10 protein-coding genes are annotated in these 12,712 nt (G+C 25.6%); 1 reads left to right on the top strand and 9 read right to left on the bottom strand.

The genetic code is table 11. The annotated features are described in order from the left end of the window. Positions 1–29: 29 nt before the first annotated feature. The 9 genes from BAKON_RS02145 to mutS all read right to left on the bottom strand — a co-directional run bounded on the left by BAKON_RS02145 (position 30) and on the right by mutS (position 11,911). Complete coding sequence (locus BAKON_RS02145; RefSeq protein ID WP_014499559.1) at positions 30–269, bottom strand: septum formation initiator family protein; 240 nt, start codon at positions 267–269, stop codon at positions 30–32. A 62-nt stretch (positions 270–331) separates the two neighbouring features. After that, a complete protein-coding gene (cysC, locus tag BAKON_RS02150; RefSeq protein WP_014499560.1) occupies positions 332–952 on the bottom strand; it encodes an adenylyl-sulfate kinase in 621 nt (206 codons plus the stop codon). A 1-nt stretch (position 953) separates the two neighbouring features. Beyond that, positions 954–2,375 (bottom strand): sulfate adenylyltransferase subunit CysN, encoded by a 1,422-nt coding sequence (gene cysN / locus BAKON_RS02155; RefSeq protein WP_014499561.1) that lies wholly within the window; start codon positions 2,373–2,375, stop codon positions 954–956. Positions 2,376–2,393: 18 nt separating this feature from the next. Continuing rightward, positions 2,394–3,302: a sulfate adenylyltransferase subunit CysD gene (gene cysD, locus BAKON_RS02160; protein ID WP_014499562.1), complete on the bottom strand. Its 909-nt coding sequence runs from the start codon at positions 3,300–3,302 to the stop codon at positions 2,394–2,396. A 9-nt stretch (positions 3,303–3,311) separates the two neighbouring features. Continuing rightward, a complete protein-coding gene (cysG, locus tag BAKON_RS02165; RefSeq protein WP_014499563.1) occupies positions 3,312–4,733 on the bottom strand; it encodes a siroheme synthase CysG in 1,422 nt (473 codons plus the stop codon). 334 nt (positions 4,734–5,067) lie between these two features. Further along, positions 5,068–5,802, bottom strand: coding sequence for a phosphoadenylyl-sulfate reductase (locus BAKON_RS02170; protein WP_014499564.1), 735 nt, complete (start codon positions 5,800–5,802; stop codon positions 5,068–5,070). A gap of 15 nt (positions 5,803–5,817) precedes the next feature. Further along, a complete protein-coding gene (gene cysI, locus BAKON_RS02175) occupies positions 5,818–7,527 on the bottom strand; it encodes an assimilatory sulfite reductase (NADPH) hemoprotein subunit (RefSeq protein WP_014499565.1) in 1,710 nt (569 codons plus the stop codon). Further along, complete coding sequence (locus BAKON_RS02180) at positions 7,527–9,332, bottom strand: assimilatory sulfite reductase (NADPH) flavoprotein subunit (RefSeq protein ID WP_014499566.1); 1,806 nt, start codon at positions 9,330–9,332, stop codon at positions 7,527–7,529. Before BAKON_RS02180 ends, cysI begins: the two co-directional genes overlap by 1 nt. Before the next feature lie 167 nt (positions 9,333–9,499). Beyond that, on the bottom strand, positions 9,500–11,911 hold the full coding sequence (gene mutS / locus BAKON_RS02185) for a DNA mismatch repair protein MutS (RefSeq protein ID WP_014499567.1): 2,412 nt from the start codon (positions 11,909–11,911) through the stop codon (positions 9,500–9,502). Positions 11,912–12,079: 168 nt separating this feature from the next. Here mutS and BAKON_RS02190 point away from each other — a divergent pair, with 168 nt between their 5' ends. Next, complete coding sequence (locus BAKON_RS02190) at positions 12,080–12,709, top strand: DsbA family protein (RefSeq protein WP_014499568.1); 630 nt, start codon at positions 12,080–12,082, stop codon at positions 12,707–12,709. Positions 12,710–12,712: the final 3 nt, after the last annotated feature.

Here is a 12,712-nt window from a genome sequence, read left to right on the forward strand (position 1 = left end):
ATGTCCAAAATAATATTATAAAAAATTTTTTATCTGAAATAATTTATATAAACATCACATTTTCTTTTATCACAATCGATATGATTATTGAAATTTTTTATTTCTAAGGTTATTTGATTATTACGCATGTCAAGGTATTCATTGTTTTTTTTTTGTATTAAAACTTTTTTGTATATTTTAATGTAATCTAAAATGCCATTTTTCCCCAACCAAAGAGAAAATTGCAACCAACATAATAAAAACAATAAAAACATTTTTAATATCTTCATATTTCACTCTAAATGATTGATTTTATATATATAAAAATAGAATTTTTTTATATTAAATATACTTAATCAATATTCATATAAGATATTATATTATGTTTACATAAGATTTTTATTAATTTTATCGAGTTATTTTCTAGAGAATCTGTACCATTTAAAATCATATCAGGTCTTTTTGGGATTTCATATATAGACTGAATGCCAGTAAAGTCAGATATTTTTCCAGCTTGAGCTTTTTTATATAATTTTTTAGGATCTCGAGATTCACAAATACTTATTGGTGTATCAATAAATATTTCTAAAAAATTTTTCTTTCCCAACATTTTAGAAATCATTTCTCTTTGATATCTATAAGGAGAAATAACTGATACTAATATTATCATGCCAGCATCTAACATAATTTTTACTACTTCTCCAATACGTCTGATATTTTCTTCACGATGAATCTTACTAAAACCTAAATCAGAACATAGACCAGATCTAATATTATCTCCATCTAATAAATAACTATTGATTCCATTCTTAAATAATATTTTTTCTAAAAAATTAGCAATAGTTGATTTTCCTGAACCTGACAATCCAGTAAACCATAATGCAATTGATTTATGACCATTTTTTTTTTCGCGTTTCAGACGTGTAATTGAATGTTGATGCCAAATAATATTGCTTTTAAAATCATTATCCATTTTAATCAGAAACCTTTTTTATTAACATTTTTGGTATGTTCCAATGTGGAAAATATCTAGAAATTAAATCATAAAATTCTAATTCAAAATCTTTTTTATTATCAGAGAATGTTTTTTCTTTTTTTTCTAAACTATTTACAACCATTCCCGCACCTACTGTAATATTCGTTAAAAGATCAATAAAAATCATATTTCCTGTCATTCTATTTTTACTGTAATCATCAAAAATCATAGGTTTGCTAAAAAGAACTTTTACTCGACCAATACTATTTAATCCAAGAGAATTAGTTTTTACTTTTTTTAAAGTATTAATATCTACCTTAAATAAAATTTCTTTTATATACACCCGTATTTTTTTGCTAGACAACTTGATATTATATGATTGTTCTACTAATAACACATTATCTGTCATCCAAACAATATCAATAATACATTCTTGAGAAGGTTGTAAAAAAGAATCAATATTTACAAAAAAATCTCCACGATTAATATCTATTTCATCTTTTAAGACTATTGTAATTGATTGACCAATTTCTGCTTTTTGTAAATCTTTATCAAAAGTAACAATACGAGCAACATGAGACTGTATATTCTCAGGCAATATTTTAATAGGTTGTCCAACATGAATTGTACCAGAAAGTAATATTCCAGAATATCCACGAAAATCTGAATTGGGACGATTTATATATTGTACTGGAAATCTAATTTCTTCTGAACTAGTATTGTTTTTAATTTCTATTTCTTCTAAAAATTCCAGTAATGTTAAATCTTGATACCAAGGCATAAAATTTTTTTTAAAAACAATATTTTCACCAAGTAATGCAGATATAGGAATAAAAATAATATTTAAATCATTAGGAAGTTTTTTGGAAAAGAGCAAAAAACTTTTCTTGATATTTATAAATATCTCTTCTTTGTAGTTTACCAAATCCATTTTATTAATAGCAACAATTAAATACTTGATACCAAGTAAAGTAGAAATAAAACTGTGTCGATAAGTTTGTTCTGATAATCCTTTTCTTGCATCAACTAGCAAAATAGACAAATCGCATGTAGAAGCTCCTGTCACCATATTACGGGTGTATTGTTCATGACCAGGTGTATCTGCAATAATAAATTTTCTTTTATTAGTAGAAAAATAACGGTAGGCTACGTCGATTGTAATTCCTTGCTCACGTTCAGATTGAAGTCCATCGACTACTAGTGCAAGATCTATTTTATTCCCTTGTGTTCCATGACGTTTACTATCACTTTTTAAAGAAACTAATTGATCATCATAAATTTGTTTAGTATCATGTAACAAACGACCAATTAATGTGCTTTTCCCATCATCTACACTCCCACAGGTTAAAAACTTTAATAAAGTTTTTTCTTGTTGTAAATTAAACCATCCATTAAAATTGTCTTTTATATTAATATTCATTTTTTTGTATTTCTCTTTTTAAAAATAGCCTTGTCTTTTTTTAAATTCCATTGAACTTTTTTGATCATAATCAATAGCTCGACCAGTTCGTTCACTTGTTTTAACTATTAGTGTTTCTTTAATTATATCTTCAATATTTTTAGCTTCTGATTCGACTGCGTGAGTTAAAGGCCAACAACCCAATGTACGAAATCTAATCATTTTTTCTTCTATTACTTCGTCAGAACGAACTTTAATACGGTCGTCATTGATCATAATTAATACTCCATTCCTCTCTAATACTGGACGCATAGCAGCAAAATAAAGAGGAACAATTTCAATTTTTTCTAAAAAAATATATTGCCAAACATCTAATTCAGTCCAATTTGAAAGTGGAAAAACGCGAATATTTTCTCCTTTATTAATTTGACCATTATAGTTCCACCATAATTCAGGACGTTGTTTTTTTGGATCCCATTGATGAAATGAATCACGAAAAGAATAAATACGTTCTTTAGAACGTGATTTTTCTTCATCTCGTCTAGCTCCACCGAAGGCAGCATCAAAATTATATTTATTTATAGCTTCTTTTAATCCCTCTGTTTTCATCACATCAGTATATTTACTACCTCCATGTTCAAAAGGATTTAAACCTAATAACTTTCCTTGTGAATGAGAATGCACGATTAATTCTACTTTTGAAGTACTGGCAATATAATCTCTAAAGACATACATTTCTTTAAATTTCCATCCAGTATCTATATGTAATAAAGGAAATGGTATTGATCCAGGATAAAAAGATTTTTTTGCTAAATGCAACATAACTGAAGAATCTTTTCCAATAGAATACAACATTACAGGATTTTGAAATTCTGCAATTACTTCTCTCATAATATAAATACTTTCTGATTCTAATTGTCGTAAATGAGATGTATTTTTTTTAAACATGATCTTTCCTTAAATTAATTTTACTGTAGAAAACGTATTATGAAGGTTATTTAATACATTTTCATTTTGAAACCATGCTAATTTTTTGTGTAAACGAACTACATTCCCAATGATTAATAAAGATGGAGTTATAGAATCTTGCATTATTTTTTCTATTTCACTTAAATGTCCTATAATAACTTTCTGATGAACAGTCGTACCCTTTGAAACAATTGCTATTGGTGTTAATTTTGATCGACCAAATTTAATAAGTTTTTTAGCAATGTACACAGCTTGATAAGTACCCATGTATACTACTAAAGTATAAGAAGAATCAGATAGAATTGACCAATTATTTAAAAAACCGTCAATACACTTATGTCCTGTAATAAATATGACTCCTTGTGCATATTGACGATGCGTTAATGGTATTCCAGTATAGGCTGCAATACCAATTGCAGAAGTAATACCAGGAACAACTTGAAAATTAATACCCGAATTTTTAGCAGCTTCTATTTCCTCACCACCACGTCCAAAAATAAAAGGATCTCCCCCTTTTAAACGTACTACTTTTTTCCCTTCTCGTGCTAAAAAAATTAATAGTTTAATAATTTTATCCTGAGTAATATTTTTTAAACCAGCACGTTTGCCAACACATATACGTTTTGCATCACGACGAATTAAATCTAAGACATCCTCAGAAACTAAATGATCATATAAAACAACATCTGCTTGCTGTAATATTTGCAAACCTCGTAGTGTTAATAAACCACTATCTCCTGGCCCCGCGCCTACTAAAATAATTTCACCTTTCAACAAATTATTTTTATGCATATTTTTTTTTAAAATCTTAATTGCTTCTTCTTTTCTTCCGTTAAGAATATGTTCGACAAAAATACTCTTAAATAATCTTTCCCAAAATCGACGTCTTTCTAAAAAGTTAGAAAAATATTGTTTGATTACTATTCTCCATTCACCCGCTATTTTGGCAACATCACCTAATCTTATAGGTAATATTGCTTCAATTTTTTCACGCAAAAAACGTAACAATACAGGAGCAGTACCTCCAGAAGAAATAGCTACAACAATAGGAGAACGATCAATAATAGAAGGAAAAATAAAAGAACATTTTGATTTATCATCAACTATATTAACTAACAAATAACGTTCATTGCATTTTTTAAATATATATTTATTTAATTTTATATCATTTGTAGCAGAAATTACTAAAAATATTTTCTTTAAATAAATTAAATCGAATTTTTTAGATAGCCAATTTATTTTTTTTTGTTCTAAAAGCAATTTTACTTCTGAACATAATTCTTTGGCAATAACATTTACTATAGCTTCGGCACGAAGTAATAATGTGATTTTATTAAAAGCTACTTCTCCAGCACCAATAACTAAAACATTTTTGCACTTTAAATCTATAAATAAAGGAAGATAATTCACAGTAACCTTATTTCAAAAATATAAAATTTATTAATAGAAAAAATATTTTTTTATCTCAATAAAATATTAAAAAAATTATATGTATGTCATATAAACATTTATTAGATGTAATACTAAAAAATATTTCTTATTGTTCTAAGATGAAAAGAAAATTATTATAAAATAATTTTTATATAAAAAATAATGATTAATATTTTATATATTAAAAAAAAGAGTTAATATAAAATATATTTATCTATAAATTAGAAAAAATCTTTTATTTTTAATTAGATAAAAAAAATTACAAGTATTTTTTAAAAAATATTTTTTATTAACAATTTAACTAGTATTTAATTTAATTTTCATGCAAACCACATTCGCGTTTTAATCCAAAAAAACGAGTGTCTTCTTCTAACATCCCAGGCATGTGTTTTACGGTAGTATGTATATCGCCTACTGACGAATATCCATTTTGATATAAAGGATGAATATCTAAATTATTTTCTTGTAAGTAATTTTTTATTTTATTATTAGACCAATCTAATATTGGTAATATTTTAAATATTTTTTTTTGAATAGAAAGATATGATAATGAATTTCGACTTTTTGATTGATCATGACGCAATCCAGCAAACCATGTTTGTGCCGATAATTCATGTATAGCACAATTCATTGGCTGTACTTTATTGATATTATTATAAAAATTAATTCCCTTTATCCCCTTTTCCCATAATTTTCCATATCGTGCTTCTTGCCATGCTGGAGATATTTTTGATCTAAAAATTTTTAAATTTAAATTAAACTTATCAGTTAATGTATCAATAAAATTATATGTTTCAGGAAATAAATAACCTGTATCAATTAATACGACAGGAATGTCAGATTTTTGTTTAGTAATAAGATGTAATAATACTATTGATTGAATGCCAAAACTAGATGACATAATATGTGTATGCGGTAAATTTTTTAATGCCCAAGTAATACGCTCTTCTGCAGAATAATTCGACATAAGTAAATTATATTCAGATAATATCTTGTTTTTTTTTTCAGAATTTAATAGATCAATATTTTTACTGTGAAATATAGACATTATATTTTCTCCATACTAATTCCAAAAATCATGAATTGGATTAACAATTTCTTTAACAAAATTTTTCCTAATAACAAAATCTCCAAAATCTTCTTGTGCTTTCCGTTTATTAGACCAAGTCTTAATTAAATATTTTAAATTAATTAATATCTCTTTTTGAGTAATATTTTCTTTATAAATTTTTGGAATACGATTTCCAATTCGATTTCCTCCTATATATAAATTATATCGATCAATAGATTTTCCAATTAAACCAATTTCAGCTAATAAAGATCTTCCACAACCATTAGGACATCCAGAAACACGTACAATTATAGTCTCTTCTTCTACACCATATTTTAACATGATATTTTCTAATTGAGTAATAAAAAAAGACAACATACGTTCGGCTTCAGCCATAGCTAAAGGACATGTAGGAAATGAAACACATGCCATGGAGTTTTTACGTACATTACTAATTTTATCAATTAATCCATATGATAAAGCTATTTTTTCTATTTTACTTTTATTTCTTTCAGAAACTTCGGAAATAATTATATTTTGATTGGATGTGATCCTAAAATTACCATCATGAATATTTGCTATTTTTGACAATCCAGATTTCAATGATTTGTTATTATCATCATATATACGTCCGTTTTGAATAAACAATGTTAAACTCCAATAATTATTAATATCTTTAATCCAACCAAATCTATCTCCTCGATTAGTGAAACTATAATTACGAATTGGTTCGAGATTAACATTAGATCGTTTTTCAATTTCTTTTTTGAAAACATCTAAACCTATATTTTGTATAGTATATCTAGTTTTAGCATTCGCACGATCAGTACGATTTCCCCAATCTCTTTGAGTAGTGACTATAGCTTCAGCAATAGATAAAGTGTTTTCTATAGAAATATAACCTATTTCTATTGCAAGAAATGGCCATGTATTTTTATTTCCATGGATAAAAGACAATCCTCCACCAATTAATACATTAAAACCAATAATTTTATTATTTTGAACAATAGCAATAAAATTCATGTCATTAGCATATAAATCTACATCATTATATGGTGGAACTACTACTGTTGTTTTAAATTTTCTTGGCAAATATGTTTGACCTAATATAGGTTCTTTATCTGTCGTGACAATTTTTTTTTGATCCAACCAAATTTCTGCATATGCTTTAGTATGTGGTAATAAAAAATTTGAAATTTTTCGCGCCCATTCATATGCTTCTTGATGGACTAAAGATTCCATAGGATTTGATGTACAAAGTACATTTCTATTTACATCATTAGCTGTAGCTAATGAATCTAATCCTATATTATGCAACATTTTATGTACATTTTTGAGATTTTTTTTAAAAATTCCATGAAATTGAAAAGTTTGACGGTTAGTTAATCGAATCGTTCCATATAATGTATATTTACTAGCAAAATAATCAAGTTTTAACCATTTTTTTGCTTTAATGACTCCTCCAGGTAATCGACAACGAAGCATCATCGCATAACGTGGTTCTAATTTCTGTTCATGACGTTCTATACGCAAATCACGATCATCTTGCTGATACATACCATGAAATCGAATAAGTGAAAAATTATCTCCACTGAAACCATTGGTAATTTCATTCTTTAAATCATCAACAATTGTGCCTCGAAGATAATTGCTGTTTTTTTTAATACGTTCTGCATCAGTTAATTTTTTTTCTGAAACTATTATTTTACAGTTTTTTTTCATTAATATACATCTCTTTTATAACGTTTATTTAAACGTAAATTGTTTAAAAATTCATGGGAATCTTCAGTATTTAAGCAACCATTTTCGCTAATGATATCCAACAATACTTTTTCAACATCTTTTGCCATTTTAGAAGCATTTCCACAAACATATATTTGAGCTCCTTCTTTTATCCAAGACCATATTTCTTTTCCATTTTCCTTCATTTTATCTTGTATGTATAATTTATGTTCTTGATCCTGTGACCAAGCTAAATGCATATTAGTAATTAGTCCTTTTTTTATGTATTGTTGCCATTCTATTTGATATAAAAAATCTTCAGTAAAATTAGGATTGCCAAAAAAAATCCAATTTTTTCCTTTAGCCCCCTCATTATCTCTTTGCTGCATAAAAGAACGAAATGGAGCAATTCCTGTACCTGAACCAATCATTATTATTGGAACATTCTGATCAACAGGCAATCGAAAATTATTATTAGTTTCAATAAAAATTTTTATTTTATCATCAGATTTTAAAGATTGTGAAAGATAACCAGAAGCTCCTCCTAAGTACAAACAACCAGAAATTAAATTTTTTACCACTCCAACTGTAATATGAATTTCATCATAAACTTCTGCTTGTGAAGAAGAAATAGAATATAGTCTAGGTTTTAACGGACGAAGTAAACTGACTAGTTGTTGAGAAGATAATTTTGATGGGTGATCATTTATCATTTTAATCAAAGGTGTTTGAACAACATATTTTTGTAAATGAGCATCGTCAGATACAATATTCTTTAAAAATTTATTATTTGTAAGATTTGCATAATTTTTAACAATGTTTTTAGTATTAGTTGTTAATTCAAAATTGTTTTTTAAAGCATCAAAAATTGTAACAATATTATCTTGAATTTTAATGTTATCAAACATATTGATAGATAATGATTCTAATATATTTTTTACTAAATTAGTATCATTTTTATACCAAACACCAAGTGCATCGCCTGGAGTATAATTAATATCTAAATTACTAATATCTATTTCAATATGATGAACATCTTTTTTGGAATTACGACCAGTAATTTTTTGATTTGTCAATACAATAGCTGTAGCAGGTTTATTTTTTGTATAATAAGATTGTGAGAGTGTCAATGTATTTTCTTTATGTCTATGTAATAAAGAAGTATTTGAAACTATATCTATATTATTAATAGATTTTAATAAGTCTTGAGACCATTTATTATAATTATCTTCATATTCAATATCTGCATCGAATCGATCTAATAAAGAATTACCACCTAACTCTTTAAATCTTTTATCAAAATCTTTTCCTGCTTGACAAAATAAATTATAGGATGTATCTCCTAATCCAAATATACTATAATATAAATGATTTAAATTAGGAGCTTTTTTTGACATGATAAACTTATACAAAGATAATGCTTCTTCTGGTGGTTCACCTTCACCTTGAGTAGAAATAATTAAAATTAATATTTTTTCATCTTTTATCTTTTTAAATTTATAATCAATTGCGTCAATTAAACGACTAGTCTTATTATTTTGATTAAAATATTCATACAGACGTTGAGATAACAACTTTGCATTACCAGTTTGAGAAGCAGAAACAATAGTAATCGTTTGATTATTTTCATTCAATTCATCTGTTTTAAGGGATATTGCATCAGATTTTTGATTTGCAATTTTCCAAAAATAACCTGATAACCAAGCACTTTGAATATTAGTACAAGTACTTTCAAGTTTTTTTAAATGATTTAATTGTTCTGAACTTAATGGAAGTAAAATATCAAACATATTTTGATTTTTCATTATACTAAACATCCAAATTTTATTGCATTAAAAATATAAAATTATCAATAGAATATAATTTATAGAAAATATTAATTTTGTGCTACTCGTCTAATGATAAAATTAAAGTTTTATGTAAAATTATTTTTATAAAATATTTTAAGAAAAAATAAGCCATTAATAAAATTTTATATATTTTCTATTTCCATTAACTTTCTTTTTGCATTTTCTATAACAATATCTGGTAATCCAGATAATGAAGCTACTGATATGCCATAACTTTTTTTTGATACACCATTTTTTATTTTGTATAAAAAAGCTATATGTGAATTACTTTCAACAGCAGTAAAATGAAAATTTTTTACAAATTTTTGTATTAATGCTAATCTTGTTAATTCAAAAAAATGTGTAGACAAAAGTGTCATAGATTTATTTTTATTTATCAAATATCTAGAACATGACCAAGCTAAAGATAGCCCCTCATTAGTTGAAGTTCCTCTTCCTAATTCATCAATTAAAACTAAACTATTAGATGTTGCGTTGTGAAGAATATTGGACATCTCCGTCATTTCCATCATAAAAGTTGAACATCCATTACTTAAATCATCTGCAGAACCAATCCTTGTGAAAATTTTATCAATTAAACCAATAGAAGCATATTTAGCAGGAACAAAACTACCTATCCAGGCCATAATTACAGTAAGAGCAATTTGACGCATATAAGTACTTTTTCCACCCATATTTGGACCTGTTATAATAAGCATTCTTTGTGTCTTCGATAGAATAACAGAGTTATTTATAAATGGCGTTTTTAAAAAACATTCAATAACTGGATGACGATTTTCTAGCAAAGAAATACCATACTTTTTACTCATAATGGGACAAACATAATTTAAAGATATAGCACGTTCAGATAAATTAACTAATACATCTAATTCTGATAACGCTAATGCACTATTCTGTAAATTTTCTAAAAAAGGTTCTATAATATCAAAAATTTCTGCATATAACTTTTTTTCTAAAAATAATGATTGACTTTCTGAATTAGAAACTTTTTCTTCATATTCCTTTAATAAAGGAATAGTATAACGTTCTGTGCTTTTTAATGTTTGAATTCTTACGTAATGCTGTGGGATTAAATGAATATGGCGTTTACTTACTTGAATATAATAACCAATAATTTTATTAAATCTAATTTTAAATGATTCAATCATTAATTTTTTTTTTTCTTGCTGTTCAAAATTTTTAATGTATTCTTTAGAATGTATTTTAATAGATCGAAGATTATCAAGCTGAACATTATATAATGAAGCTATTACGCCTCCATCACGAATAGATACAGATGGTTTTGAAGTAATAGCTTTTTTCAATAAAGATAAAATATCTTTAAAATAACCAATAGACAAACGTATTTTTTTTATATGTTTAAATTTTATTTTTTTTAATATCAAATGCAATTCAGGCAAGATTTCTAATGTAGAACGCATTCGTATAAAATCATGAGGTGAAGCAGTACGTAATGCTAAACGAGAATAAATCCTTTCTAGATCATTCACTTGACGAAGAATTGGTTGTAATGTTTTATAAAACAATTGTAAAATTTCAACGCTTTTATGACGGTTTCTAACTATATTAAAATCTTTTAATGGAGAATTTAACCAACGGTTTAACATTCTACTACCCATAGATGTAACTGTTTTATTTAATATTGAAGACAGAGTATTTTTTTTCCCTCCTAAAATATTTTGAGTAATTTCTAAACTTTTACGTGTGCTGAAATTCATAAAAATATTATCTTTCATGTAGTTATATTTTAACTCACGAATATTAGGTAGAACAGTGATATGCATTAACTTGACATATTGCAACAAACAACCAGCAGAACGTATTATAAAATCGTCTTTTTGTATTCCAAATCCATTTAAACTATAAGTGTTAAATTGCAAATTCAGCAACTTATATGATGTGTCTAAATCAAACTCTAACAATGGACGTTTGCGAATACATTTTCTATTTTCAATTAAAGAAATATCTGAAAAATTTTCTGGATAAAGTATTTCTTTAGGATTTGTACGTTCAATTTCTGAAAGCAAATCACTAGTATGAAAAATTTTAGATACACCAAAAAAACCTAAAGAAATATCCAAAATAGAATATCCAAATTGATTATTCTCTTTCCAAATAGCGGCTATAAAATTATCTTCATTTTCTTCAAGAAATGCTTCATCTGTAATAGTTCCAGGAGTAATTATACGAACTATTTTGCGAGAAATTAATTTGTTTTTATTATTGATCTCTTTTTCTTGATCACATATTGCAACAGATTCACCTAATTTTACTAGTTTTGACAAATAATATTCTGATTTATGGCATGGGACTCCAGCCATTGGTACAATCTTATTATTTGAATACCCTTTTTTTGTTAAAGTGATTTTTAATAATTCAGAAATACGCTTAGCATCCTCATAAAATAACTCATAAAAATCACCCATTTGATAAAAAAGCAACATATCAGGATGCTGTGATTTTAAAGATAAATACTGTTTTATCATTGGAGTATGATTATTGATATCAGTATTAATATTTATTTTTTTTTTCATGATATAAAATTTATATTTCTCTAGTTATATAATCTATAATATTAAAAGATACAAGATATATACATGTAGTATTTTCCATTTATATATTATATCATTTTCAATATCACTTTTATTCTTTTAAATATTAATGATATAAAGCAAATAAAAAAATAAAATTAGGTGATTGAAATGAAAAAAATATTAATTATGTTATGCATTTTTGTCTTGTCTTGCAATGCTTATTCTTGCGAATTTAGAAATGGAAAAGAATATACTACAAAACATAAAACTATATCTAATATTCCTAATATAATAGAATTTTTTTCATTTTTTTGTCCATATTGTTATGAATTTGAAAAAACACATAATACAAGATATTTAATAAAGAATAATATTAAAAAAAATATAAAAACAGAAACATACCATGTTGATTTTTTCGGAGGAAAATTAAGTTCTATTTTAACAAAATCCTGGATAATAGCTCAAAAAATTGGAATTGAAAAAAAAATTGTTTTACCTATTTTTAAAGGTATTCAGGAAACTCATACAATTAATAATATTCATAATATAAAAAAAATATTTAAAAAAGAAGGAGGGATCAGTGAAAATAAATTCAATGATTTCTGGAATAGTTTAACACTGAAAATATTAGTTAAAAAACAAAAAAAAGAAATTAAAAAATTTAATCTAGAAAACGTTCCAACCATGCTCATTAATGGAAAATATGTTATTGATTATTCAAAAATAGAAGAGATTTTTAAAGATGATTTTTCTCAAAAATATATTAAATTAATTCAATTCCTAATAAATAAAAAATAAAAT

Source organism: Buchnera aphidicola str. Ak (Acyrthosiphon kondoi) (assembly GCF_000225445.1).
GTDB classification, from domain to species: Bacteria; Pseudomonadota; Gammaproteobacteria; order Enterobacterales; family Enterobacteriaceae; genus Buchnera; species Buchnera aphidicola_A.